The sequence below is a fragment of the Zobellia laminariae genome, assembly GCF_030553095.1.
Classification (GTDB): Bacteria; Bacteroidota; Bacteroidia; order Flavobacteriales; family Flavobacteriaceae; genus Zobellia; species Zobellia laminariae.
The window spans coordinates 661477-687912 of the sequence record NZ_CP130738.1 but is presented as its reverse complement, the minus strand read 5'-3'; the positions used below and the strand labels follow the sequence as shown (position 1 = coordinate 687912).

The 26436-nt window shown below is 36.1% G+C and carries 25 protein-coding genes and 3 pseudogenes; 9 read left to right on the top strand and 19 right to left on the bottom strand.

The window, feature by feature from the left end; all coding sequences use genetic code 11:
• Positions 1 to 6 precede the first annotated feature (6 nt).
• Positions 7 to 567 (bottom strand): T9SS type B sorting domain-containing protein, encoded by a 561-nt coding sequence (locus Q5W13_RS03405; protein ID WP_304445374.1) that lies wholly within the window; start codon positions 565 to 567, stop codon positions 7 to 9.
• A gap of 221 nt (positions 568 to 788) precedes the next feature.
• Positions 789 to 2444: a hypothetical protein gene (locus tag Q5W13_RS03400; RefSeq protein WP_304445373.1), complete on the bottom strand. Its 1656-nt coding sequence runs from the start codon at positions 2442 to 2444 to the stop codon at positions 789 to 791.
• 408 nt (positions 2445 to 2852) lie between these two features.
• Between Q5W13_RS03400 and Q5W13_RS03395 the strand changes: the two genes are divergently transcribed.
• Both Q5W13_RS03395 and Q5W13_RS03390 read left to right on the top strand, forming a co-directional pair.
• Positions 2853 to 3401, top strand: coding sequence for a ClpP family protease (locus Q5W13_RS03395; RefSeq protein WP_304445372.1), 549 nt, complete (start codon positions 2853 to 2855; stop codon positions 3399 to 3401).
• 225 nt (positions 3402 to 3626) lie between these two features.
• Positions 3627 to 4967: an FAD-dependent oxidoreductase gene (locus Q5W13_RS03390; protein WP_155597571.1), complete on the top strand. Its 1341-nt coding sequence runs from the start codon at positions 3627 to 3629 to the stop codon at positions 4965 to 4967.
• Here Q5W13_RS03390 and Q5W13_RS03385 read toward each other — a convergent pair.
• From Q5W13_RS03385 to Q5W13_RS03375, 3 genes are all read right to left on the bottom strand, one after another.
• Positions 4964 to 5359, bottom strand: a complete 396-nt coding sequence (locus tag Q5W13_RS03385) for a DUF4174 domain-containing protein (RefSeq protein ID WP_304445371.1) — start codon at positions 5357 to 5359, stop codon at positions 4964 to 4966. The two genes, Q5W13_RS03390 and Q5W13_RS03385, sit on opposite strands and share 4 nt — an antisense overlap.
• Before the next feature lie 126 nt (positions 5360 to 5485).
• Positions 5486 to 6265: a zinc ribbon domain-containing protein gene (locus Q5W13_RS03380; protein ID WP_155597569.1), complete on the bottom strand. Its 780-nt coding sequence runs from the start codon at positions 6263 to 6265 to the stop codon at positions 5486 to 5488.
• A 5-nt stretch (positions 6266 to 6270) separates the two neighbouring features.
• Positions 6271 to 7365 carry a Nif3-like dinuclear metal center hexameric protein gene (locus Q5W13_RS03375; RefSeq protein ID WP_304445370.1) on the bottom strand — a complete coding sequence of 365 codons (1095 nt, stop codon included), beginning with the start codon at positions 7363 to 7365 and terminating at the stop codon, positions 6271 to 6273.
• Positions 7366 to 7412: 47 nt separating this feature from the next.
• Between Q5W13_RS03375 and lpxK the strand changes: the two genes are divergently transcribed.
• Entirely contained in the window at positions 7413 to 7991 is a 579-nt protein-coding gene (lpxK, locus tag Q5W13_RS24565; protein WP_368662415.1) for a tetraacyldisaccharide 4'-kinase, read from the top strand.
• A 23-nt stretch (positions 7992 to 8014) separates the two neighbouring features.
• Positions 8015 to 8410 carry a tetraacyldisaccharide 4'-kinase gene (locus Q5W13_RS24560; RefSeq protein ID WP_368662414.1) on the top strand — a complete coding sequence of 132 codons (396 nt, stop codon included), beginning with the start codon at positions 8015 to 8017 and terminating at the stop codon, positions 8408 to 8410.
• A gap of 208 nt (positions 8411 to 8618) precedes the next feature.
• On the opposite strand, the gene Q5W13_RS03365 is transcribed toward Q5W13_RS24560, so the two are convergent.
• From Q5W13_RS03365 to Q5W13_RS03325, 9 genes and pseudogenes are all read right to left on the bottom strand, one after another.
• Positions 8619 to 10565, bottom strand: a complete 1947-nt coding sequence (locus Q5W13_RS03365) for an ATP-binding response regulator (RefSeq protein WP_304445369.1) — start codon at positions 10563 to 10565, stop codon at positions 8619 to 8621.
• A gap of 62 nt (positions 10566 to 10627) precedes the next feature.
• Positions 10628 to 11639: pseudogene (gene gap, locus Q5W13_RS03360) on the bottom strand (type I glyceraldehyde-3-phosphate dehydrogenase).
• 98 nt (positions 11640 to 11737) lie between these two features.
• Positions 11738 to 12613 carry a lipoyl synthase gene (gene lipA / locus Q5W13_RS03355; RefSeq protein WP_304445368.1) on the bottom strand — a complete coding sequence of 292 codons (876 nt, stop codon included), beginning with the start codon at positions 12611 to 12613 and terminating at the stop codon, positions 11738 to 11740.
• Positions 12614 to 12767: 154 nt separating this feature from the next.
• Positions 12768 to 13322: an RNA polymerase sigma factor gene (locus tag Q5W13_RS03350; protein ID WP_155597564.1), complete on the bottom strand. Its 555-nt coding sequence runs from the start codon at positions 13320 to 13322 to the stop codon at positions 12768 to 12770.
• Between the two features lie 26 nt (positions 13323 to 13348).
• Entirely contained in the window at positions 13349 to 13567 is a 219-nt protein-coding gene (locus Q5W13_RS03345; RefSeq protein ID WP_155597563.1) for a membrane or secreted protein, read from the bottom strand.
• A gap of 86 nt (positions 13568 to 13653) precedes the next feature.
• Entirely contained in the window at positions 13654 to 14412 is a 759-nt protein-coding gene (locus tag Q5W13_RS03340; protein ID WP_155597562.1) for an anti-sigma factor, read from the bottom strand.
• Between the two features lie 4 nt (positions 14413 to 14416).
• Positions 14417 to 14983 carry an RNA polymerase sigma factor gene (locus Q5W13_RS03335; RefSeq protein WP_194533998.1) on the bottom strand — a complete coding sequence of 189 codons (567 nt, stop codon included), beginning with the start codon at positions 14981 to 14983 and terminating at the stop codon, positions 14417 to 14419.
• 211 nt (positions 14984 to 15194) lie between these two features.
• Positions 15195 to 16211, bottom strand: coding sequence for a UDP-N-acetylmuramate dehydrogenase (gene murB, locus Q5W13_RS03330; protein ID WP_304445367.1), 1017 nt, complete (start codon positions 16209 to 16211; stop codon positions 15195 to 15197).
• Positions 16211 to 17401 carry a pyridoxal phosphate-dependent aminotransferase gene (locus Q5W13_RS03325; RefSeq protein WP_304445366.1) on the bottom strand — a complete coding sequence of 397 codons (1191 nt, stop codon included), beginning with the start codon at positions 17399 to 17401 and terminating at the stop codon, positions 16211 to 16213. Before Q5W13_RS03325 ends, murB begins: the two co-directional genes overlap by 1 nt.
• A gap of 141 nt (positions 17402 to 17542) precedes the next feature.
• On the opposite strand from Q5W13_RS03325, the gene Q5W13_RS03320 reads away from it, so the two are divergent.
• On the top strand, positions 17543 to 18871 hold the full coding sequence (locus tag Q5W13_RS03320; protein WP_304445365.1) for an aspartyl protease family protein: 1329 nt from the start codon (positions 17543 to 17545) through the stop codon (positions 18869 to 18871).
• A 48-nt stretch (positions 18872 to 18919) separates the two neighbouring features.
• On the opposite strand, the pseudogene Q5W13_RS03315 reads toward Q5W13_RS03320, so the two are convergent.
• A pseudogene (locus Q5W13_RS03315) lies at positions 18920 to 19307 on the bottom strand (DUF1573 domain-containing protein).
• 199 nt (positions 19308 to 19506) lie between these two features.
• Between Q5W13_RS03315 and Q5W13_RS03310 the strand changes: the two are divergent.
• The 4 genes from Q5W13_RS03310 to Q5W13_RS24550 all read left to right on the top strand — a co-directional run bounded on the left by Q5W13_RS03310 (position 19507) and on the right by Q5W13_RS24550 (position 24055).
• Entirely contained in the window at positions 19507 to 22137 is a 2631-nt protein-coding gene (locus Q5W13_RS03310) for a valine--tRNA ligase (protein WP_304445364.1), read from the top strand.
• A 464-nt stretch (positions 22138 to 22601) separates the two neighbouring features.
• Positions 22602 to 23195 (top strand): hypothetical protein, encoded by a 594-nt coding sequence (locus Q5W13_RS03305; protein WP_304445363.1) that lies wholly within the window; start codon positions 22602 to 22604, stop codon positions 23193 to 23195.
• 102 nt (positions 23196 to 23297) lie between these two features.
• The gene (locus Q5W13_RS24555) at positions 23298 to 23723 is read left to right on the top strand and encodes a creatininase family protein (RefSeq protein WP_368662413.1); all 426 of its coding nucleotides are present in this window, start codon (positions 23298 to 23300) and stop codon (positions 23721 to 23723) included.
• Positions 23724 to 23728: 5 nt separating this feature from the next.
• A complete protein-coding gene (locus tag Q5W13_RS24550; protein WP_368662412.1) occupies positions 23729 to 24055 on the top strand; it encodes a creatininase family protein in 327 nt (108 codons plus the stop codon).
• 30 nt (positions 24056 to 24085) lie between these two features.
• Here the strand turns inward: Q5W13_RS24550 and Q5W13_RS03295 are convergent, their stop codons facing one another.
• The 4 genes and pseudogenes from Q5W13_RS03295 to Q5W13_RS03280 form a co-directional block, all read right to left on the bottom strand.
• A complete protein-coding gene (locus Q5W13_RS03295) occupies positions 24086 to 24352 on the bottom strand; it encodes an acyl-CoA-binding protein (RefSeq protein ID WP_155597555.1) in 267 nt (88 codons plus the stop codon).
• Positions 24327 to 25009: pseudogene (locus Q5W13_RS03290) on the bottom strand (phosphatidylserine decarboxylase family protein). Before Q5W13_RS03290 ends, Q5W13_RS03295 begins: the two are co-directional and overlap by 26 nt.
• Positions 24999 to 25802 (bottom strand): phosphatidate cytidylyltransferase, encoded by an 804-nt coding sequence (locus Q5W13_RS03285; protein WP_304445362.1) that lies wholly within the window; start codon positions 25800 to 25802, stop codon positions 24999 to 25001. Before Q5W13_RS03285 ends, Q5W13_RS03290 begins: the two are co-directional and overlap by 11 nt.
• 4 nt (positions 25803 to 25806) lie before the next feature.
• Complete coding sequence (locus tag Q5W13_RS03280; RefSeq protein WP_155597552.1) at positions 25807 to 26421, bottom strand: LUD domain-containing protein; 615 nt, start codon at positions 26419 to 26421, stop codon at positions 25807 to 25809.
• Between the last annotated feature and the right edge of the window lie 15 nt (positions 26422 to 26436).

Sequence of the window (26436 nt, the reverse complement as noted above, 5' to 3'; positions counted from 1 at the left end):
GCCTTTTTAGTTTGAACCGATATAGATATATCCGTTTACTGGTTTCATTTCGTTATTACCAAAACCGATAATATAATAGTACGTTCCTGACGAAAGCATGCCTGAGTTACCCAAAGCATTACTTGGTGCTATTCCGTTCCAATCATTAGTATAATCGTTATTGTCATAGACAATATTGCCCCAACGGTTAAAAACTTTCAAGTGATAGGTGTAATCACATCCTTCTAATCCGGTAATTTCAAAGATGTCATTAATACCATCTCCATTAGCTGTAATAGTTTTAGAGATGATTAGATTTTCAATATCACAAGGTAAATCTGCCTCAACAATAATAAGTTGGGTATGAACCGTTTCGTTACCGTTATTGTCAACAGCAATCCACGTTCTGGTAATTTCGTAACCTGTTGTACAATCCCTATCGTTAGTAGCAGTTTCTGTAAAAGTTACTTCTGGGTCAGTATCACAATTATCTATTGCCGTCAATAGTACTGCATCGGGAATAGAGTCACAATCTACAGTCATATCTTCAGGAAGTTCCTCAACAAAAGTTGGCGCTTCTTCATCCATGATGCATTCATCAGCGATTACAGTGATTATTTGCGTGTGAGTAAAGGTATTGTTAGCGTTGTCTGTAGCTGTCCACGTTCTAGTAATTTCATATCCAGTTTCACAACTTCGGTCATTAGTGGCCGTTTCTGTAAATGTAGTAGTAGGGTTAGGGTCACAATAATCAATTGCAGTTAATGTAGCCGCGTCTGGAACACCGTTACATGGTACCGTAATGTCACCTATGGTAAGTTTTCTGCAAACACGGGAGCTTGTACATCTGTAATGTGAATTACGATATTAGTTGGATCTCCGTTACCAATACCACAGTCGTCAAAAGTAAAAGAGCTATTAGATACTTGTTGGGTCATATTAATTTCACCCATATATGTAGCCAAGGTCTGCGATTCAGAATTAAATGTACAGGCTGGAATGCTAGAAAAATACGCATCATCTTTAACCCGTACCGAATATTGAATGGTATATGGAGCGCTTGTAACATCTGTTAATCCATCTGCTACATTAAATGTAAGTACACGCGTTGTGGTGTTAAAATCATAAGTAATTTCACCATAAGGTAAAGGTTCTACACCTATAAAATCCATCTCTTCTGGAACAGTAGTGGTAAAAGACAAATCTCTAATATTATCATTTCCTGTATTCGCAACATCCAAATAGATTTGAACGATTTCTCCCGTACGTGGGTTTTCATCAGATGGGGTTGCATACAAGTCTAAAGAATGTAAAGAAGGTTCGTATACTTCTACGGCCATTCCTAAAAGGTAAAGGCCATACACCTCTTGATCCGATGTCATCCTTACCGTAGCTGAGGTTTGATTATTGGTTATAAGCGAGTTGTTTTTGTTATCTAAATCAAATAGACTGGCGTCATACCCTAGCGTATTGGAACTGGCTGGTATCCTGTCCAAGAAATCACTACCATGGGTGGTAATAGAACTATTGAAAAAATTATTAGATTGTCTAATAGGAGTTGATAATGGTTCCCATCTGTTAGAGGTATTCAGTATTAATAATTGATCACGAGAAATGCCCTTATCTCCTTCAAGAGACCCCATTACCATATTAGCCTTTACATCACCGTTAGGTACGGTCTGAAAGCCATCAAATGTGATATCAAAATTATTTTCGGTACTGGTAATATGTGCATAACCGTCAAAAAGAGTAATGTGTTTCTGTGGCATAAGAGGACTTTGCCAAACCACAACAATTTGCCATCCGCCAGAAGTACCTGTTCTTCCTCCACCGTGAGAAAGTAATTGTCCTTCTGTTGCCTTAACGTTCGCTACTTGGTATGTTCCAAAAGGATCACTTAAGTCTTGTACCCAACTAGTAATATCTTTAACACAGATATAAGGGTCATTTACAAAATGGTCATCTCTACCACGGTAGATTACCTCGTCTGCCGTTATTGTTGGTTCATAGGTGCTAGATCCCGGTAGCATTAATTTTATATCATTATAATTCCAAGAAGGTTCAACGCCTCCAGTACCAGCAATGATTGTTCCAGAACCATTTACTTCATATTCCTTATCGGCTGCTGCCCAATAAAGAAAAACACGTTCTATTGTCATACATGAACTTCCCGGAGATGGATTGACCAAGTTGGCGCTACTAGAATTAAAAGTAGTAGGGTCACTATCAATATCTACAAAAACATTGTCTGAGAAGTCATGATTACTGCCGTTACCGTTATATGCATTTGTTGCATGTCTGGAAAGTACATTATTGGCAATCATAGTGAAATCACCAGTTATAGTTTCTGAATACCGAGGGGTAAACCCCTTCTGAAGCTGCGCATTAGCTGAATTAAAAGCTAATAGGAGCATAAATAGTCCAGCAGTTCGTAATGTTTTTTTGGAAAGTAAAATTTTCTTCATAATTATAGGTTTGTCTAACAATCCTCATTGGTTGACATATAATCAGAAGCTACAATACGGTCTTTACCTGTATAGTTTTGTAATGGTGTAATTAAGGTCAAGTTCAATTTGTAGCAACTAGGTTATTTGGGATAAAAAAGTGCTGTAATTTTATAGCATATTATTTGTTCGATATATGTAAAGTTCACTTAAAGTACCGTTAATACGCACACTATCCGATAAACGGTTCTTATTTTCGCCAGTGGCATTTATCTATAGACGAGTTGCGCGATTATATCGATAAGCATATTTTGATCGTTATGGATAGACCGTTAAAAAAAACGATAAAAGGTAATTGTATCGATATTAGATATACACTGTTTTGGTACAGATAAATTGTTTAATTTTGATATGTATAAACAATAGGAAATGAGTTCTAAAAAAGGAAAAGTTCAAGAAGCGATAGACGAAAAATTGTTAGAAGAAAGAAAAGTCTTCTTATGGGGCATGGTAGATGATGATTCTGCCAAGCACGTAATTGATCGTTTGTTGTATTTAGATATGCAAAATAATAAAGAAATACAGTTGTACATTAATAGCCCATATGGTTATGTTACTTCTGGTTTTGCAATGTATGATATCATAAAATCGCTAAAAAGTCCGGTTTCTACAATTTGTACTGGTCTTGCTGCTTCTATGGGGTCTATTTTGCTTTCTGTTGGAAAGAAAGGTAGAAGATTTATTCAACCACATGCACAGGTTATGATTCATCAGCCTAGTGGTGGTGCAAGAGGTCAAGCTTCAAATATTGAAATTCAGGCCAAAGAAATTATTAAGACCAAAGAATTGAGTGCTCGTATTTTAGCAGACAATTGTGGTCAAGATTATGAAAAGGTATTGAAAGATTTTGATAGAGATTATTGGATGAACGCTGAAGAATCGATTGCTTATGGCATCGTAGACGGTATTCTAGAATAGTAACTGCAGCTTTAGAAAATTAAAAAGTCCTTCGTAATTTAGAAATTATGAAGGACTTTTTTGCATGTATATAGATGCTCTCGCAGAATTTTCATCACTCTGGTTTATGTATTGCACTTGCATAACAAAGTAAGCTGTTTCTGTAGTCTATTACCCTGTATGTAGAGACTGTGGTAGAATTTAGTACATTTACAATCTACGTTTTTCTCATCATTTGAAATTACTATGAAACAAATTTCCAAGAATATTGCCATAATAGGTTCAGGTCTTGTCGGGTCGTTATTGGCCATTTATCTCAAAAAAATGGGACACACCATTACCGTTTTTGATAGGAGACCAGATATTAGAAATATAAAATTCTCTGGACGTTCTATAAACTTGGCGATGAGCAATAGAGGCTGGCAGTCGTTAGCGGAAGTTGGCATAGAAGAGGAAATAAAGAAAATTGCAATTCCATTAGATAAACGTGCTATGCACGTAATTGATAAGCCTATTTATTTTCAGAAATACGGAAAAGAAGGTGAGGCCATATGGTCTATTTCTAGGGGAGTGTTGAATAAAAAAATGATTGACTTAGCGGAAGAAGCTGGAGTTGAGTTTCGTTTTGATGAGAAGGTCTGGAATGTTGATTTGCCCGAAGCTACTTTGTTTACGGGAGACACCGAGAAGGGCGAATGGAAAGAATACAATTACGATATTGTTTTTGGTTGTGATGGCGCATTTTCTCGTGTACGTCATAAAATGCAGCGTCGTAGCCGTTTTGATTATTCTCAGAATTTTATAGATGTTGGTTATAAAGAGCTTTCTATACCTGCCAATGAAGATGGTACCCATAAGTTAGATAAAAATTCTTTTCATATTTGGCCTCGTGGCAAGTTCATGTTAATTGCCATGCCTAATTTAGATGGTAGTTTTACGTGTACTTTGTTTATGCCTTTTGAAGGCGAAACGTCTTTTGATAGTATACAGACCAAAGAACAGGCAAAGTCTTTCTTCAAGGCATATTTTCCTAATGTTAGAAAAGAAATAGAGAATCTAACGGAAGATTTCTTTAAGAACCCAACAAGTGCTATGGTAACCATGAAATGTTATCCTTGGACGTATTGGGACAAAGTTGCTCTTGTAGGTGATTCTGCCCATGCTATTGTTCCATTTTATGGTCAAGGTATGAATGCTGGTTTTGAAGATATTTTTGTGTTAAAGCAAAAAATTGAAAAGCATGGCGATGACTGGGAAGCTATTTTTAAGGAGTATCAAGAAGATAGAAAACCCGATGCTGATGCAATAGCGGAACTTAGCTATCGTAACTTTATTGAGATGAGTAGTAAAACCGCTGATCCAAAGTTTTTATTACAGAAAAAAATTGAAAAGCACTTTGCTAATTTGCACCCAGATAAATGGGTTCCGGCATATTCAAGGGTTACTTTTTCAAACAGGCCTTATTCAGAAGCGCTAGCTATGGGTGACGCTCAAGAAGAAATTATGCAAGAAGTAATGCAAATACCTAATATTGAAGAAAAATGGGATAGTAAAGAAGTAGAACAGAAAATCTTAGACTTAATTTAATCCTTTCTACTGCGCATTTCCAATTGCCGCATTGGCATACCATCTATTTTATCAAATACGACCTCTGGCGTTAGCGGATAAGCCTTTGTTAGCTTAATGCCGCCATCTTTCCCTATTAACAAAACACCTTCAAAGTCGTGCGATAGTTCTAGCCGCTTGTAAATCAATTTTGCATTCAGGTTTAATTTGCTTCTATCTTGGTCATATAACTTTTTAGGGCTCATTAAAAAAAGCACAAGGTCACGATCAGTAAGTTTCTTTTGCTCATTTGTAAATGCAGTTAAGTTTATGTTCAAAGCATCATCATTAGTGTCTTGAGCAACAAAGAGTAGAATACGATTCTTCCATTTATAGCCCTCTAAGCCTTGTCCAAACAATTGGAAATTTGCCATTAGCGCTATGGTTACAATGAAGAATTTAAGGAATTGCATAAGTAATTATCTTTCAGAACATAATATACTAAAAAAGCCATCCTCTTAAAAAGAGAATGGCTTTTGTTTTTATAGAAAAATGGGTGACTACATTTTAGTAAACATTTTGCCCATTTTTACTTGCTCTTCTTCAGCTAGTACAGGATCAACCAAGATTCTACCACTATGCTCATCAGTAATGATTTTTTTACGAGAAGCAATCTCAACTTGTACCTGTGGAGGAATAGTAAAGAAAGATCCACCTGAAGCTCCTCTTTCAATTGGAACAACTGCTAAACCGTTTTTTACGTTGTTACGGATACGGGTGTATGCCTTAACAAGACGTTCTTCAATATCGCCTTGATATTTTTCAGATTGCGTTAAAAGTGCTTTTTCTTCTTTTTCGGTTTCAGCCAAAATAGCATCAAGTTCACTTTTCTTATGCTTCAAATGCGTTTCACGTTCAGATAAACGTTCTTTCGTTTCGGAAATAACTGATTTTTTCTGATCAATTTGTGCCTTGAATTCTTTGATGTTCTTATCAGCCAATTGAATTTCAAGTTCTTGAAATTCTAATTCTTTACTGATAGAGTTGAATTCTCTACTGTTACGAACATTCTTCTGTTGCTCAGTATATTTTTTTATAAGTGCTTTAGCCTCATCAATAAGGTTCTTCTTGGCACCAATCTCAAAATTGATAGTCTCAACATCTGTTTTCAACTTATCCAATCTAGTTTTAAGACCAAGAACGTCATCTTCTAAATCTTCTACTTCTAAAGGAAGTTCACCTCGTACGTTACGTATTTCGTCGATTCTTGAATCAATCAATTGCAAGTCGTACAATGCCCTTAACTTTTCCTCTACCGTTGCTTCTGATTTTTTTGCCATATACTTTATAAATACTTGATAGGATTGGTTTTACTTTCCGATAAACGGATTGCAAAATTAGGGATTTTTTTCGTAAGATAGTCAACTAAAAGGTTTTTTGTAAACTGCTCGCTTTCAAAGTGTCCGATATCCGCAATTATCATTTTGCCTTCCGCTTTGTAAAATTCATGATATTTAATGTCTGCTGTAATCAAAATATCGGCTCCAGAGGCCTTAGCAGCTTCAATAGAAAAAGCGCCACTGCCACCTAGCACGGCAACTTTTTGTATTTTTTTATTCAATAATGCTGAATGACGAATACCTTCAGCTCCCATTTTTTGCTTTACTATTTTTAGAAAAGCCATATCCTCAATAGGAGTTTCAAGTTCGCCTACCATTCCTATACCAATATTCTGGTTGGTGTTTTCTAAGGTAATTACCTCGTAAGCCACTTCTTCATAGGGGTGGGAAGTAAATAGGGCTTTCATTATTTTTCCTTGGTTTGCTTTGGAAAAGGTAACGTTTAATTGGGTCTCTTCCTCATAATGGATTTTTCCTATTTCACCAACTGTAGGATTAGCCTTTTCTCCAGCCTTATAACTACCCTGTCCGTTAGCGTTAAAACTGCAATGGCTATAATTACCTATATTTCCTGCTCCTGCATCAAAAAGTGCTTCTCTGAGTTTCTCAGCGTCCTTTACAGGGGCGTATGTGGTTAGTTTCTTAATGGTTTCTTTCTGTGGAATTAATATTTTAGGATTATTTATCCCAAGAACTTCACAGATTTTAGCGTTTACTCCTTCAGGCACATTATCTAGTGCGGTATGCATGCTGTAGATGGCAATATCATTTTTGATAGCTTTAATAACAACACGTTCTACATAGGATTTTCCGGTAAGCTTTTTCAATCCCCCAAAAATGATAGGATGAAAGCTGACAATTAGATTACATTTAGTGGCGATTGCTTCGTCAACAACATTCTCTAAAGTATCTAGGGTAACAAGAATTTCCGAAACTGTTACATTGGCATCACCAACCAATAAACCAACATTATCAAAGCCTTCTGCATAGGGTAAGGGAGCTAAATCTTCAAGAATATCTGTAACTTCTTTTACGGTCATTGCTATTTTTATGAGGTCTAAAGATAAAATATTATAATTTCGCCTTTGTGCAACTACTCAGAAAAATATTATTTCCCGTATCATTGGTTTATGCGTTGGTGGTTTATCTACGGAATTATTTCTACGATAAGGGAATTTTTAGTTCCAAAAGTTTTGAAATACCCACTGTATGTATAGGGAATCTAAGTGCCGGTGGTACAGGTAAAACTCCTATGGTGGAGCTGTTGATTGCCCTGTTGAAGGATAATTTTAAAGTGGCCGTGTTGAGTAGGGGGTATCGCAGGAAGTCAAAAGGATTTGTTTTGGCTGATAATGAAGCTACGGTGGAAACCTTGGGAGATGAACCTTTTCAAATATTTTCTAAATTTTCGGATATCACCTTAGCAGTTGATGCAGATAGAAGAAACGGGATAGAAATTTTAGAAAAACGTATGCAGCCAGATGTAATCTTACTGGATGATGCTTACCAGCATCGTAAGGTTTCCTGCGGATTTTCTATACTCTTGACATCTTTTGGTAATCTTTATGTGGATGATTGGTATTTGCCAACAGGAAATTTAAGGGATAGTAAAAAGGAAGCAAGTAGGGCGGCGATTGTAGTGGTGACCAAATGCCCCAGGATTTAAGTGTGGATTCTCGGAACGCAATAATGGTAAAGCTGAAACCAGAACCTCGTCAAAAAGTATTATTCTCCTATTTAGATTATGATGATACCATTAAGGCAGTTGATGATTCTATTTCTTTAGAGGAGTTAAGGACCAAAGAAGTTACTCTAGTTACTGGTATTGCAAATCCACGGCCATTATTAGATTATTTGAAGTCTAAAGGATTGAGGTTTATGCACCTAAAGTTTAAAGACCATCATGATTTCAGTGATTCGGAATTATCTGTTCTAAGAGAAAAGCAATGTATATTAACTACGGAAAAAGATTTTGTACGCTTAAAGGACAAGGTAGATAATCTTTATTTTATTCCTGTAAAGCATCGGTTTTTTGATGATGGGGAATCTGTGTTAAAAGGAAGATTGCAAGAATTTATGAAGTAGTATTCTTAAGTTCTTTTCTGTTGAAAATATTCTCACCAATCTTCTGATAAAAGACCTCAGGTTTAAATGGTTTGGTAACTACATCATTACAGCCAGCAGCATAAAAACTTTCTAAACTATCGTCTAGAGAAATAGCGGTAAGGGCTATAATAGGGGTGACAATATCAAACTTTCTAATTTCAATAGTGGCTTCTTCACCACCAATACCTTATGGCATGTGAATATCCATTAAAATAGCGTCATAATAGTTTTCACGAGCCATATCTATTGCTTCGCCACCGTCATTGGCAATGTCGCTCGTAATCTCTTTTTTGGTAAGCATTTTCTTGGTGATGACTTGATTTATTTTGTTGTCTTCAACAATTAAAATATTCAAGCCTTTAAATTTGAAATCTTGTGGAGTTACTTCAAACGGAATATCATCTACAATACTATCCTTACCCTTCATTTCTATTTGAAAGAAGAATGTACTTCCAACACCCAATTCACTTTCTAGTTCTATTTTACTTTCAAAAAGTCCTAGCAAACTCTTAACTATAGTAAGTCCAAGACCAGTACCACCGTACTCTCTATTTATTTGTATTGAACCTTGTTCAAAACCATCAAAAATATTCTGTTGTTGCTCTTTTGCAATACCTATACCGTTGTCTTTTACCTCAAAATAAAGTGTAACATCCTCGTCATCCTTCTTCATGAGTTTGGCAGTTACTTTGACTTCGCCACCTTTGGTAAATTTTAAAGCGTTACCAACCAAATTCAGAAAAATCTGAGAGAGCTTTAACGGGTCACTCATCAAGTGGTAAGGTATTTTTGTGTCGTAATCTAAAATTAACGTGGTGTTATTGGTCTGTGCGCCTTGCTTAAGAGAGTCAATAACTTCTTGAAGTACCTTTTTAAGGTTGAATTCTACATTAAGAGGTTCTAGTTTGTCGGCATCAATTTTATTAATTTGAAGGATGTCGTTTATGAAATTCAACAGATAATCTCCTGAGAATTTTAGGGCTTTTAAATGTTCCTTCTGTCCTTTGCTTGGATTCTCCTCTAAGAGTAAATGTGTAAGGCCTGTTACTGCATAGAGTGGTGTTCTTAACTCGTGGCTAACCGTAGACAAGAAATTTGTCTTAGCTTCCATAGCATTTACCGCAGCATCTCTGGCAGCCTTTAGTTCGTTATTTTTAGTCTGAAGTAAATCGTTAGTTTTTAATTTTATTTGGTTGTTTCTAAATAAGGAAACGGCCAAAAGCGTAATGATTATTAATAGGGCAGAAGTCAATATTATAGTAATATCAGACTTGTTCTTGGATTCGTTCAGTTCTTCAATTTTTTGTTCTTGGCGCTTTATTTCATCGCTCATAAAATCGAATTGAATCTTTTCCGCTGTTTTTGCCTCGGTCTTCATTTTTGCAATGTTGAAGAGCGAATCCCGTATTTGCAAAAGGTCTTTGTTGTTGGCTAATGACTTGTCATACTTGCCAAGTCTTTCGTAAACAGTGGTGAGCATTTCATTGGCTTCCCATATTTCTTTAAAAAACTTATTCTTTTTCGCCAGTTTTAGTGCGTTTTCTCCATTTTCTGCACTCTGCTCAAATTTTTCGGTAGCTAGATTTAGTTTGGCTAAACCTAAATAGGCTCTAGTGGCTAGATAATCACTTTCGTAAATATCCGTATTGATAATAAGAGAGTTGAAATTTTTTGTGGCACTATCGTACTTTTCTAGTTTCAGATAGATGTTACCTTCCGCTAGTAATATATTATTGAAGAAATTACGGTCGTTATTCAGCTGTTTTGCTTCATTAAGCATGAAAATAGCCTGAAAGTTTTTCTCGTCATGGAAGAGTAAAATAGCTTCAATGTACTTTTGCATAGCGTTACCATAAGGATATTCTATATCCTTTAGCAATGCCTTGGCTCTATCCCAATAAAAGTAGGTAGTCTCTTCTTTTTTTAATTTAAGGTAAACTAGAGCAAATTTGTGATAGCAATCTATAAGTGCTTTTACATCTTCATTTTTCTCAGCAACCTTTGAAGCCTTTTCAAGGGCTTCAAGAGCTAAATCGGTTTGGTCTCTATTACGGAAAGCTCTCGCTTCTTCAAAGTAGATACGAACATCACTATTTTCCACAACAAGACTATCTTGGGCTTGCGCATTTTGCACAACCCAAATCAATATGAATATTGATAAGATTCTTTTTAAGCCGATATGTAGAAAATCTAGATTCAAACGTATTTATTTCCTTTCAATACTAAAATAAGGTCTATAAGTCTACTACTGTAGCCGGTTTCGTTATCGTACCAACCAATAATTTTGACCATTCTACCAATAACCGAAGTCATCATAGAGTCAAACGTACAAGAGTAATAACTATTGTTTATGTCTATTGATACTATTGGGTCTTCTGTATATAAAAGTATGTTTTTAAGCTCTTTATCTGCTTTTTCCTTAAAAACAGTGTTTATTTCTTCTATGGATGTTTCCTTTTTAACATTAAAGGTAATATCTGTTAAAGATCCATTTGGCACTGGTACACGAATTCCGCATCCACCAATTACGTCTGCCAAATGAGGGAAAATTTTGGTAAGCGCTTTTGCCGCTCCCGTGGTGGTGGGAACAATAGATTGCGAAGCCGCGCGAGCCCTTCTAAGATCATGATGTGGTTGATCATGAAGGCTTTGGTCAGAGGTATATGAGTGTATTGTGGTAATATAAGCCTGTTCTATGCCGCACAAATCATCAATTATTTTGATCATTGGTGCTGCATTGTTGGTTGTACAAGATGCGTTTGAAATGATATCATCATCCGCAGTTATGGTAGCCTCATTAATGCCCAATACAATCATTTTTATATCGTCATCTGCAGGTGGAGCTGATAAGATCACTTTTTTAGCCCCGTTTGCCAAATGTGGTTCAAGACTTTCTTTGGTTTTGAATTTCCCAGAACATTCAACCACAATGTCTACATCGTAATCAGACCATCTAATGTCGTTAGGGGTTTTGTGGTTGGTTAAAGCGACGGATTTATCGTCTACAAGAATTGTATTTTCTTTATAGGTAACCTTGGTGATTGAAAACCCCGTGAATACTATCGTATTTTAATAAATGTGATAGTGTTCGGGCATCTGCCAAATCGTTTATGGCTACTACATTTAAATCGGGGTGTGCGTCTAAAAGCCTAAAAAGGGTTCGACCTATCCGGCCAAATCCGTTAATGCCTATATTGGTCTTCTTCATAAAAAAGGTGGTGGCTAAAGAATAAAATATCTAAAGCTATTTTTCATTTGACAGTGAAATTGTTTTAGCTGATTAGCAATCCTCAGTTAAAAAAACAATTAGTGTATATGTTTGTGGGCCTTGTAAGAAGATCTCACTAGAGCACCACTTTCAACATGTCTAAAGCCCATTTCTAGGCCTATTTCTTCATATTTTTTGAATTGCTCCGGAAGAATAAATTCTTTTACGGGCAAATGTTTTTTGGAAGGTTGAAGGTATTGACCAATAGTGACCACATCTACATCGGCATCGCGCAAATCTCTCATGGTCTCTATGACCTCTTCCTCAAGTTCCCCTAAACCTAGCATAATACCAGATTTGGTACGGTTCACGCCATTAGCACGTAAATACCTCAAAGCCTCAAGACTGCGCTCATATTTTGCTTGTATACGAACTTCTCGAGTAAGTCTTTTAACGGTTTCCATATTATGGGAAACAACCTCGGGACCTACTTCTATAATACGATCTAAATGTCTTTCTATTCCTTGAAAATCGGGAATCAATGTTTCTAGAGTAGTTTCGGGATTCATTCTACGAATGGCCTTTACGGTTTCCGCCCAAATGATAGAGCCCATATCTTTTAAATCATCTCTATCTACAGAAGTAATAACGGCATGTTTGATGCCCATTATTTTAATAGAACGTGCTACTTTTTCTGGTTCCGCCCAATCTACTGTATCTGGACGACCGGTCTGAACACCACAAAAACCACATGATCTAGTGCAAATATTTCCTAGAATCATAAACGTAGCTGTACCTTCTCCCCAGCATTCACCCATATTTGGGCAACTACCTGACGTACAGATGGTGTGAAGGTCGTATTTATCTACTAAACTTCTAAGTTGAGTATACTTTTTACCTGTAGGAAGCTTAACTCTTAGCCATTTTGGTTTGCCTTTGGGAGGAATAACGTTACCTATAGTATCTGTGCTCATAGTTTAATGCAATTTTATACAAATATACGATTTAGCGTTGCAGCACCGATGCTAATGGCTGGTTTTTGCTTTTACCTAAAAAGTACTTTTTGTGAGATTTAAGATAATATCAAATTCAAACAGAATATGATATTTGTTTGAGATGGGGAGAGTTCTATTTTTTCTGAATGACTTCGGCTAGAAGCTTTTTGGCCCTTAATAGTTTAACCTTAACGTTGTTAATAGGTTCATTAAGTTCTAGCGCTATATCTGCATAGCTCAATTCTTTAAAATACCTCAGGTTGATGACTTCTTGATAATGTGGCTTCAGTTTTTTAATGTGCATTAAAAGGGTAGCCAAGTTCTGCTCTCTGATTAATTGATCTTCTCCAGATGGTGCATCGTCTAGAACTTTCTTAACCGCGTCTTGATTTCCACTGGTTTCAAGATTTTTTTTACGCTTCCGAATTAAGTCTACGTGTATATTCTTTGAAATGGTAATAAGCCAAGTATTAAACTCGTAATCGGAATTATAAGTGCTTAATTTATCAAATGCCTTTGAAAAAGTCTGAACAGTAATATCTTCTGCATCGCTTTCATTTTCAGTACGTTTTAGCTGAAAGCCGTATACGCCGTTCCAAAAAGTATCTAAAAGTGTGCTGTAAGCAATTTGACTGCCCGCAAGGGCCTTTTTTATGGTAATCTGAATATTGTCATCGGCTTTTGCCAAGAGTAGTTAGTTTGAAAATGAGAATTTTAAATTGAAGATTGAAGGTTTATGTTATCTTCATTTTTACAATCTTGCTCGCTCGGTAGTTTACCGCACATTCCACAAGCTTGCCCATCTTGATTCAAAAAAGGACTTTGACTAGCACAGGTGCCTGCAAATTTACCGTCTTTTTTCGCCCAAATTTTAATGGCTATTCCTGCAAAGGCTAATGCCAATAAACCAATTGTCAATAATATGAGTTTCATATAGATGAATTTTGGGACAAAGATATAAAATTAAGCCCCGAAACGGAAGTTTCGGGGCTTAATGATATCTTAAATAAGATGATTGCTTAGTATGCGATATTCGCTACTATATTTTCTACAGATGGACTTTGATTTCCTCCCTTGGGCTCAATAGTAATATAACTTACGGCATCTTCCGCATAAGGTAGTGCCAATAATTTTTCTTGACTGTCAGCCTCTTTGATAATTCCTAGGTTCAACATTTCACCGTTTACCTCTGTCCACATTTGGTAACATTGGTCTTTTGGTAGATGTGGAAGCTTACTAACGTTAAGGTAAGAAAGTCTCTTAACAGGGTTTATGTAAGCAACCGCCTTAAGTTCTTGCGCTTTCCTATTTCCTTTAACCGTATACTTTTTAGTTTCTGGATTTTGAAGTACAATAAACTGGTTTCTTACATCTTCTAACTGAGCACGCATTGTTTCTTCTAAATCGTCAATTTTATTATTAACGATAGAATTTTCTGATTGTAAGCTTTGATTCTGATCCCAGAAGAAATATGAAGAACCTGCAGAAATTAATACAGCAAAACTAGCAGCAACTGCCATGCGGTAGAAGTTTCTTTTAAAGTTAGATTCTTTGTTGATACTTGAAAGTATTCTTTCTTTAAGGGCTTCTGGAGCTTTAACGGCATGCATTTTTGCATACGTTTCTAGGTTGTCTTGCAACTCTTCATAAGTTTTACGAACTTCTGGGTACATAGATAAGTAACGTTCTACTTGTAATGTTTCCTCAGTTGTTGTAGCACCCAAAAGATAGCTTTCCAGTAAATCGGAGTCTAAAAATAGTTTTATTTTTTCTTTCATGGTATTAGGATATCAGGTTTATTGATAACAACAACAGCATTGTTGGGCCATAAATTTTCTTGAGTTCCCTGAGTCCGATTTTTAATCTAGATTTAATAGTTCCCAGCGGAATATTAAGCTCATCGCTCGCTTCCTGTTGTGTCATCCCCTCAAAAAACAAGGCATCCAACACAATTTGGTATTTGGTCTCTATTTTCTCTAAATTTTCACGGACATCCATAAACTCTGGTCTTATGCTGTTGACGCCTAAATTATATACGTCAGAAACATCGATTTGGATTTCCTTATCGCTTTTTGTATTAACACTTCTTAATTTATCTATTGCCGTGTTGCGTGTTATGCGAAATAACCATGTAAAAAGTTTTGCTTTAGAGGAGTCGTACGAGTCAGATTTTTTCCAAATTTTTATAAAACTTTCTTGTAATACATCCTGTGCCAATTCTTCATTTCGAACTACTTTGTTGGCCACCCCCAAAAGCGTGTCGCCATAATGTTCATACAAGAGTGAAATGGCTTTTTCATCTCTTTCCTGAAGTAGTTCTACAATATGTTTTTCAAGTAGTGTACTCATGTTATAGTGCCGGATTCAAAAAAAATGAATGTTTGGGCATCCAATTCAATCGCTAATACCGTATATGTTTAAACGCTAATTTATAAAATTGATTTTTATATCGGCGTTTTCTAAAATATTAATAATATAAATGTGCACTTGGTAACTGCACATTTAATTTTTGGTTAGTTTGGTTTGGTATAGCCCCCGAGATTTTTTCTTTGGGGGTTATTTATTTTATGATGTTTACTTCCGGTGATATACTAATGCCAAATTTCTTCTTCACTTCATCAATTATTCTATATGCCAAGTTTAGTATTTCCTGACCTGTAGCCGTACCATGATTAACAAGTACTAATGCCTGATTTTTGTGAATTCCTGCATCACCGAATCTCTTACCCTTAAAACCGCATTGTTCAATTAACCAACCTGCGGGTATTTTATAACTTTCATCCGTAATTTTATAGGATGGAGCATCTGGGTGTAGAGCAATGAATTTATTGTATTCTTCAATACTTATTACCGGATTTTTGAAAAAACTACCGCTATTGCCCAAAACTTCGGGATCCGGCAATTTACTTTGCCTAATTGCTATTACAGCATTTGAAATATTTTTTATAGTGGGATTTGAAATTCCCATTCTTTCAAGCTCGGCCTCAATAGCTCCGTAAGAAGTATTTTTCTTATGGTTGTTTTTACTTAATTGAAACGTAACCGAAGTAATAATATATTTTCCTTTTCCTGCGTTTTTAAAAAAAGAATCGCGATAACCAAACTGACAATCTTCTTTAGAAAAGGTTTTTAGGGTCTGCGTTTCAATGTGCATGGCTTCACAGGAAACGAAATTGTCTTTTAGCTCAACTCCGTAAGCACCTATATTTTGTATAGGCGCAGTACCTGTATTACCGGGAATAAGAGACATATTCTCTAATCCACCGTAACCCTTATCTAGCGTCCATAACACCATTTGGTGCCAATTTTCACCTGCCATGATTTTTAAAATGACGTTGTCATCATTTTCTTCAATGACTTCTTTGCCTTTAAGATTAATGTGCATTACCAATGCGTTAATATCATCGGTAATCAACATATTACTTCCTCCACTAAGGACAAATTTGTTTGGATAACCATCTAGTTGAAGTCCCGCTTTTAGGTCTTCCAAACTATTGATTTCAATAAAGAATTGAGCTGAAGCATCAATTCCAAAAGAGTTATATGATTTAAGGGATATGTCTTTGTTAACCTCCATTAAGCTATATAACTTTTTAACGCCTCCTTTAGTATATTAACGGCTCTTTTTAAGTTTTCCTTGTCTAGTACATAGGCAATTCTAATTTGGTTTTTGCCAAGTCCTTCTGAAGCATAGAATCCTGCTGCTGGCGCAACCATTACCGTTTCGTTATTCAATCTGAAATCTTCCAATAGCCACTGTGCAAAGTCATCGGCATCTGTGATAGGTAATTCTGCAATGCAATAAAAAGCACCTTGTGGTTTCCCAACTTTAATACCTTCAATTTTCTCTAGTTCTTCAATGAGTACGTTTCTACGACCTACATATTCTTCTTTTACATCATCAAAATAGCTTTGGGGCGTTTCTAAAGCTGCTTCACTGGCAATTTGTGCGTAGGTTGGGGGTGATAATCTTGCTTGGGCAAATTTTAGAGCAGTTTTAATAACGTCTTTATTCTTGGTAACCAAGCACCCAATACGAGCGCCACACATGCTATATCTTTTACTTACAGAATCTATAATGATAGCATTCTCTTCTAATCCTTCTTCCTGTAAAATTGAGTAATGCTCTTTTCCGTCGTAGGTAAACTCTCTGTATACTTCGTCCGCAATCAAAAACAAATCATGTTTTTTAACAATTGCAGCTAGTTTTTTAATTTCCTCTCTAGTATATAAATATCCTGTAGGGTTACCATAGTTACATATAAGGATAGCTTTAGTCTTAGGGGTAATTAGTTTTTCGAACTCTTCAATGGCCGGAAGGGCAAAATTAGAATCGATATGAGATGTCACAGGAACAACTTTGACGCCTGTTGCGGTTGCAAAACCGTTATAATTGGCATAAAAAGGTTCCGGAATGACAATCTCATCATCATTATCCGCAATACTCCCCATAGTAAAAGCTAAAGCTTCTGACCCACCAGTGGTTACTATAATATCTTTAGCAGTTACGTGAATATTATTTTTGGCATAGTAAGCCGCAAGTTTTTCACGATATTCTTCAGACCCTTCTGTACGGCTATAAGCAATAACTTCTAGTGTATTGTTCTTTACCGCATCTAGAGCTACCTGTGGCGTTTTTATATCTGGTTGGCCAATATTAAGGTGAATTACTTTAGCCCCTTTTTTCTTAGCTTCTTCCGCATAGGGAACCAATTTTCTAATAGGAGATTCGGGCATAGAAAGCCCTTTATGTGATACTGATGGCATATAGGTTCAATTTAGCTGCAAAAGTGAGAAAACCAAATGAGAAAACCATGCCAGATTGGAAAATCGTTTATTGGTAATTAGTTAAAAAAGGAGGGATGTATCTATAAATATCGTAAATTAAAGAGGAAAACATGAGAAAAGTTGAAAAAGCTACAACCACATATCATCTTTTTTTTAATGTTGCTATCTTCTTTGGTGACAGCGCAGGGCTTCAACTTGCCTAAAGGTCAAAAAATTGAAAAATTAAAGTTTCAACTGATAAATAATCTAATTGTAGTGCCCATTGAAGTAAATGGCACTGAATTATCCTTTTTATTAGATTCAGGGGTGAGTACTCCCATATTGTTCAATATATCGGAGAAAGATTCTATACAAATAAATAATGTTTCAGAAATCACCATAAAAGGCTTTGGAGGTGATGTTCCTATAAAGGCGCTGGTTTCAAATGGAAACCAATTCCGACTAAAAAATATAACGAATGAAGACCAAAAGCTGTTCGTTGTGATGGATAAAAGCATTAATTTTTCAACCTCTATGGGTATTCCGGTCCATGGCATCATAGGATATGACCTTTTTAGGGATTTTGTGGTTGACATTAATTATGTACGTAAAACTATTAAGTTCCGAGATTCTGAAAGTTATGTGTATTCAAAAAATAAAAAAAAGCAGGTTTTACCACTATCTATCAGAGCTAAAAAGGCGTATCTAAATACGGGACTTTATTTAAAAGATAGAAAAGAATTTCCGGTAAGGCTTTTGTTGGATACAGGAAGTAGCGATGCCCTCTGGCTTTTTAAAAATGATTCTATAAATGTACCCGATAAGCATTATGATGATTTTTTAGGTAAAGGGCTCAACGGCAATATTTATGGAAAAAGAACCAAGGTAGATGGCCTACGTATTGGCCGTTTTGTATTGAATGATACAAAAGCTGCTTTTCCCGATAAAGAATCTATGCGGGAATTAAAAAATCTGACGGGACGTAATGGTAGTATTGGTGGTTGTGTCTTAAAGCGTTTTAATGTGGTCTTTGATTACCAACGAAATCGTATTACGCTTAGCAAAAATTCTAATTTCGGTAAACCTTTTAGATACAACTTATCTGGATTGGATCTCCAACATGATGGTATTCGTTATATAGCGGAAAGTATTGCCGACGATAGAGGGGTGGTATATAATGATAAAAGTGATTTTGGTAATGTGCAGTTGCTTTTTGAGGGTCAGACTAGACTTAGTGTTGCTCCGGAAATTATTGTGTCTGCCATTAGAGCAGGAAGTCCCGCACATGAAGCTGGCCTGAAAGAGGGAGATATTATCTTAGCGGTAAACGGTAAAAAGATTCATCGTTATAAACTGCAGGACATTTTGGAGATGATTAATGAAAAGGAAGGTAAACGTGTTAAATTACTTATTGAACGCTATAATTCTGATTTGCTCTTCTCCTTTGTTCTTAAAAACATGCTCAAATAAAAAACCCCAATCGAAAGATTGGGGTTCATTATAAATTTGAAGATAATGTTATTTACCGTCAGCGGCTTTAACTTCACCTTTAATTTTAAGAACCTTAGTAGGTGTCTCTGCATTAGAAATAACGGTAATCGCTTTTCTAATAGGACCTACACGGTTAGTATCATATTTTACAGAAATCTCACCTGTTTCTACCTGGTAAAATTGGGTCTTCAGGTTTTTTAGGAATGGTACAACCACAACTAGAACTTACCTTACTAATAATTAACGGCGCTTGGCCTGTATTTGTAAATTCAAAAACGCGGACGCCATCGGCTCCTTTTTGAATTTCACCGTAATCTACGGTTTCAGATTTGAATTCGATTTTAGCGGCCTTGTCCTGTGCGGTTAGGGATAATCCCATTAGGCCAATAAATAATACGAGTACTATTTTTTTCATTTTGTTAAATTTAGGGAATCTCAAAAATAAATCTTTTCAGATGAACCTCCAAAATTCTTTTGTTATCTGTTAACGTTACTTATTTTTGTTTCGTATTTAAAATTAGGCAAAATTGCCATAAATTATATATAACGTAACTTCAAATTACGGTCTTTATTGTTAAGACCGTTATTACTTAGACAAAAACCGTTCCAAAAATATGGATATCCCTTCTAAATATGATCCCCTAAAAGCTGAGAACCACTGGTATGATTACTGGATGGAGCACGATTATTTTTCATCCACCCCAGATGAAAGAGAGCCTTATACTATTGTAATTCCTCCTCCAAACGTAACTGGAGTGCTCCATATGGGACATATGCTGAATGTCACTATTCAGGATGTATTAACCAGAAGGGCCCGTTTAATGGGCAAGAATGCATGTTGGGTACCGGGAATGGATCACGCTTCTATTGCTACAGAGGCTAAAGTTGTGGCAAAATTGAAATCCCAAGGTATAGATAAAGCAGATTTAACTCGTGAGGAGTTTCTGAAACACGCATGGGATTGGACAGATGAATATGGAGGAGTTATTCTTGGTCAACTTAAAAAATTGGGTGCTTCTTGTGATTGGGAACGTACCAAATTTACTATGGATGATGATATGTATAAATCGGTCATCAAGGTTTTTGTTGATTTATTCAATAAAGGATTGATTTACAGAGGTCACCGTATGGTAAATTGGGATCCGGAAGCGCAGACTACCCTTTCTGATGAAGAAGTAATTTATGAGGAAAAGCAGGGTCTTTTATATTACTTGTCATACCCAATTGAAGATTCTGATGAACGTGTAACCATTGCTACAACAAGACCTGAGACTATATTAGGAGATACGGCTATTTGTATTAATCCTAATGATGAACGTTACCGTCATTTACAAGGAAAAAAAGTAATTGTTCCTATATCTGGTAGGGTCATACCTATCATAGAAGATGAGTATGTAGATATTGAATTTGGTACAGGATGTTTGAAAATAACACCAGCCCACGATATTAATGATAAGGCCTTAGGTGAAAAGCATGGCCTTGAAACTATAGATATCTTTAATGCAGATGCAACTCTAAATTCTTTTGGATTGCATTATGAGGGAAAAGACCGTTTTGTTGTTCGAAAAGAAATTACCAAGGAACTTGAAGAAAAAGGATTTTTGGTTAAAAAGGAGAACTACGTTAATAAAGTAGGTACTTCAGAACGTACTAAAGCTGTTATTGAGCCTCGCTTAAGTGATCAGTGGTTCTTAAAAATGGAAGATTTGGTAAAGCCTGCCATCACAGCGGTACTTGAAACTGAAGAAGTGAAATTCTTCCCTAAAAAGTTTGAGAATACCTATCGTCACTGGATGGAGAACATTCGTGACTGGAATATTTCGCGCCAATTGTGGTGGGGACAGCAGATTCCCGCTTTTTATTTTGGTGATGGACAAGAAGATTTTGTAGTAGCAGAAACTGCAGTTGAAGCTTTAAAATTGGCTCAAGAGAAATCAGGAAATACCAATTTGACAGAGGCCGACTTAAGACAAGATGAAGACGCTTTAGATACTTGGTTTTCTTCTTGGTTATGGCCTATTAGTGTCTTTAACGGCATTTTAGAGCCGGATAATAAAGAGATAAATTACTATTATCCAACCAATGATTTGGTGACCGGTCCGGATATTATTTTCTTCTGGGTAGCTAGAATGATTATTTCTGGCTATGAATACCGTGATGAGCGTCCTTTTAAAAATGTATACTTCACAGGATTGGTACGTGATAAGCAACGTAGAAAAATGTCTAAGTCGCTGGGGAATTCTCCTGATGCGCTTAAATTGATAGAAGATTATGGAGCAGATGGTGTTCGTGTTGGACTTTTACTAAGCTCTGCTGCGGGTAACGACCTAATGTTCGATGAAGATTTATGCCAGCAAGGTAAAAACTTTGCCAATAAAATATGGAATGGTTTCCGTTTACTAAAAGGGTGGGAGATAGCAGATTTACCACAACCTGAAGCATCAAGATTAGGTATTGAATGGTATAAAGCTAAATTCAATAAGACCTTAGTAGAGATTGAAGACCATTTTAGCAAGTATCGTATTTCAGATGCGTTAATGGCAATTTATAAGTTGGTTTGGGACGATTATAGTTCATGGTTATTGGAAATTATTAAGCCAGACTATCAGAAACCTATAGATAGAACTACTTATGAAGCAGTAATTGTTTTGTTTGAACAGAATTTGAAACTGTTACATCCGTTTATGCCATTCTTAACAGAAGAGGTTTGGCAGCATATAACAGAGCGTACGCCGGAAGAGGCTCTAGTAGTTGCGCAATGGCCAAAGATAGAAAAGGTTGATGAGGATCTAATAGAAAGTTTTGATGTGGCTGCAGAAGTAGTATCTGGTGTTCGGAATATTCGAAAAGAAAAGAATATTCCAATGAAAGAAAGCTTGGAGCTTATGGTTCTCAACGAAGGAAATTTTGCTAAAACTTGGGATGTGGTTATAGAAAAACTGACCAATGTTGGTGAAGTTGCTTATGTTGATGCAACGGTAGTAGGTGCTTTGTCTTTCCGTGTAAAAAGTAATGAGTACTTTGTTCCAATGAGTGGCGCAATTGATGTTGAAGCGGAAATTAAAAAGATTGAAGAAGAATTGAAGTATACCAATGGCTTTTTAAAATCTGTTCAGAAGAAACTTTCTAATGAGCGATTTGTGAGCAATGCTCCAGAAAAGGTTATAACTATGGAACGCCAAAAGCAAGCAGATGCTGAGGCTAAAATAGAAACGCTAGAGAAAAGTTTGGCAAGTTTGAAGTAAGTTTTTTTCTGAAAATTTAAAACAGCCGGATATTCTTTAATTAGAATACCCGGCTGTTTTGTTTCTTTAATGAGCTATTTAATTACTTTTCGTTTAGAGTGATATTAAAAGTATACTATTGATTTTTATCATTTTCATTCTATTCATTGGTCTTGTGCGATTGAATTTTGAATTACAAACTACTAAATGAACTGAAATTCATTTATGACCGTATATTGTTATGTCTTGAGACTTTAATGACATCTAAAATTAGTTTGTATAGCTCCATATTCTTACTTGGATACATGTTTTTTTAAGATTTGTCTGATCTGCTTAAGTCATTGGAGGCCCCAATTGTCATGATTTTAAATGTTCCCCCATTGTATGACTTCGGGGTCCTTCTTTTTTGTGTGACTAGTAATTTTTAGTCAGTATATCTTCATTATTAATTTTTCATGTTTATATTTATGTAAAACCAGCATAACATGAAAAAGATAACATTTATAGCAGCTCTTTTATCGGTTTGTTTTGTGACTTCACAAGAAACTAAGACCGAAATTTTGTCACCTGAAATTCAAATTAAAACTGCGGTTTTTCCAGCCCCGGAGGCAGATAAAGATGCTGCCATGGTCTATGGATATGATAGTTCTGGGAATTTGACGGTATTAAGAGAGGGAGCCAATAATTTGATATGTATTGGCGATGATCCAACTAAAGAAGGAGTGAGCGTGGCATGTTATTCCAAAACATTGGAACCTTTCATGAAAAGAGGTAGGGAATTAACAGCGGAAGGGAAGAATACAAAAGAAAAGAGAGAGATTCAAGGTGCAGAGGTAGCATCTGGTAAATGGCAAATGCCTATTGTGCCAAGTATGCTATATATTTATTATGGTAGTGACGAGGCATATGATAAGAAATCTGGTGAGTTGGGTGACGGTCAATATCGTTATGTGATTTACACACCATTTGCTACAACAGAATCTACTGGATTACCATCAAAACCTCATGAAAAGGGAATGCCATGGTTGATGGATCCAGGTACTTTTCGTGCACATATCATGGTAGGTCCTTTTAATTAATTTTCTAAGTAAGAACGATAATGTTGAGGTTCACTAATTTTAATAGTGTTCAGGTATGATATTGAGTTAATTCTACTGAATTTATCAAACAATTTTTAAGTTATGAGACCTTATATTTTAGCAGAAACAAATTGGGAAGCCTTAAAGGATGAAAAATTTGATTTAGCCATATTACCTTGGGGCGCAACCGAAGCCCACAACTACCATTTGCCCTATGCTACGGATAATTATCAAGCAGACCATATGACTGCAGAATCCGCTCGAGTAGCATGGGAGAAAGGAGGGAAGCCTATTGTTTTACCTACACTTCCGTTTGGGGTAAATACAGGGCAGTCTGATGTTTATTTGGATATCAATTTAAACCCAAGTACGCAACTTGCTATTTTGACCGATATAGTAGAAGTGCTTAATAGGCAAGGGATTTACAAATTATTGATTTTTAATGGTCATGGAGGTAATAATTTTAAGCCTTTAGTCCGTGAGCTGGGATATAAATTTCCTAAAATGTTCATCATTTTGCTTCTTTAGGAGTGTTGGACAAGGATTTGTATTTTGATGAAAAAGGAGATCATGCAGATGAAATGGAAACTAGTCTAATGCTTCATTTACGACCAGATTTGGTGTTGCCAAGAGAAAAATGGGGGGACGGAGCTTCTAAAAAATATAAAATAAAGTCTTTTTCTGAAGGTTGGGCCTGGGCCGAAAGAGAGTGGTCAAAAATAAGTGAAGATACCGGTGTTGGTAATCCACATAAATCTACAAAAGAAAAAGGGGAGCGGTTCTTTAAAGATGTAACCCGGAAAATGGGTCATTTTATCTACGAACTCTGTCAAGCAGATACTGAAGATCTTTACGAATAAAATAGGACGGGCAAAAGTTGAAAAGAGCGATTATTTTTTCTTTTTAACTTCAACTTTAACAAGTTTAATATATGCCTTCATAGCATCATCTCGCTTAATATTTTTAGCCTGAATAAGGGCATTAGCTTTAAAAGCGTTGATAAGGGGAGTGCTACTGCCCGGATTACTATAATTTCTATTGGCTATTTTATAATAGGCATAGAGTTTTAATAGTAGATCGGCCGGTAAGGGTTCTGTAAAGCCGTTCATAAACTCTACGGCCTTGTCGAAATCAATATGTAATTTCTCCTTCTTCATTCTTTTTTAGAACTGCGGCAACACAAGTTTCTGCACCGATTACTTTTTGGTTTAGCTTAACGGTAATTGCACAGTCTAGTGGCAAAAACAAGTCAACTCTTGACCCAAATTTAATAAAACCTGCATCTTCACCTTGTTGAACGTTGTCACCTTCCTCTGCATAATTAACAATACGCCTCGCTAAGGCACCAGCAATCTGTCTGTAAAGGATATCTCCAAATTTAGGTGTACGTATAACTACGGTTGTTCGTTCGTTCTCTGTGCTGGACTTAGGATGCCAAGCTACCAAATATTTACCAGGTGATATTTTGAGTATTTTACACTTCCGCTTACGGGATACCTAGTAACATGCACATTTGTGGGAGACATAAAAATAGAAACCTGTATGCGCTTGTCTTTAAAGTATTCGGTTTCTTCAACCTCTTCAATAACAACTACTTTTCCATCTACGGGCGCCAAGATGTCATCAAAGTTTTTTGCTGCCCTACGTGTAGGGTTTCTAAAGAATTGCAAAATCAAAATTAAAAACACAAGTGCAATTAATTGAATTCCTAAGCGAAGCCATGGAATATCAATAGCGTATTGAGAGCCAAGTACAACTAAAGCCACAATAAAAAAGGTGATCAGGATAATTTTTTGACCCTCTCTATGAAACATGTGCGAAAATTTTTAAAGTTAAGTATGCAAAAGGTGCAGCAAATATTAAACTATCTAGACGATCCAACATGCCGCCATGGTAAGGTAAAATAGCACCACTATCTTTTACGCCTGCCGTTCTTTTAAATTTTGACTCAATTAAATCACCTAAGTTACCCGTAACTACAATTACAATAGCCAACATAACCCATTGTAGGGGATTTAAGATGGGCTCGTACTTAGCCATAAAATAAGCCGTTCCAACGGCGAAAACTAAACCGCCAAGTGCACCTTCAACTGTTTTCTTTGGTGATACCGCAGAGAACAACTTTGTTCGCCCAAAGCTACGACCAACAATGTAAGCAAACGAATCATTTACCCAAATTAAGATAAAAATACCTATAATTAGAAACTTGGCAAAGTCATTATTGGTATATGGAATCATTGTAAGGAAAATGCAACCACCTCCTACATAGAATAAGCCAATAAGAAATTTTTGAATTGTATTGAAGAGTTTAGTCCTTTTGGAAAAAAGGAAAAACAGAAGCATGAAGTTAACAACTAGAGTACAGCCTAAAAGAACGTAAACCACATACATATCGCTTACAAAATATATATAGGCCCACCATAGTATTAAATAGGCACCATAAATATGGAGCCCTTTTAAGTCAACAAGTTTTTTGTATTCATTTAGACAGGCAAGTCCAAATATCATAAATAAAAAGTCGAAAGCATCAGAACTTAAAAAGACCACGGACAATAATAAAAGGATGTAAACAACTCCAGTAATCGACCGCCTTAAAATTTCCTTCATACTATTATAGGTCTTCCAAAAGTAAAAGGTACAGATTCTTAGAACTGCTTCCGTAAGTTAGGAAATCATCTGAATTTCCTTCGTTTGCCTGAAAGTGCTTTAGTGTAGTTATGTTTGCTGGAATGTTATGACCGTATTTTTTCTTAATCGTTTTTAAACCTTCGCCGATAGATTCTACTAGCTGACTAGTAGTGGCAAATACGATTACATTATAAGGTAGCTCGTTAAGTTTTTTATCCATTAATTGATTAGAACAAACCAATATGGATCCATTTTGAGCAATTAAATGCTCGCAAGTGGTGAAAAAGACTTCACTATCTCTACTAGTATTTGTAAAGCTGATGTTTTCTTTTGCAAATTTTTCTTTGAGCTTTGGGTTCATGACATAGAAAGGATGTTCCTGCCAGCTATTCTCATTAACGATGTTCTTAACCGCCTGAGAAATTTCAGAAAATGAATCGCAGTAAAGAAATTTACCACCATTTTGTTTAAAATGTATGGTAAATTTCTCGTCTACAGGAATGTTCAGGTCGGGCATATGCGCACCTCTGGTTTCCGCTGTTTCTTTGGAAACCTTCTTTTGCTTACCACCGCCGAATAATTTGTCAAATAGCCCCATTTGCTCTTATAAAAC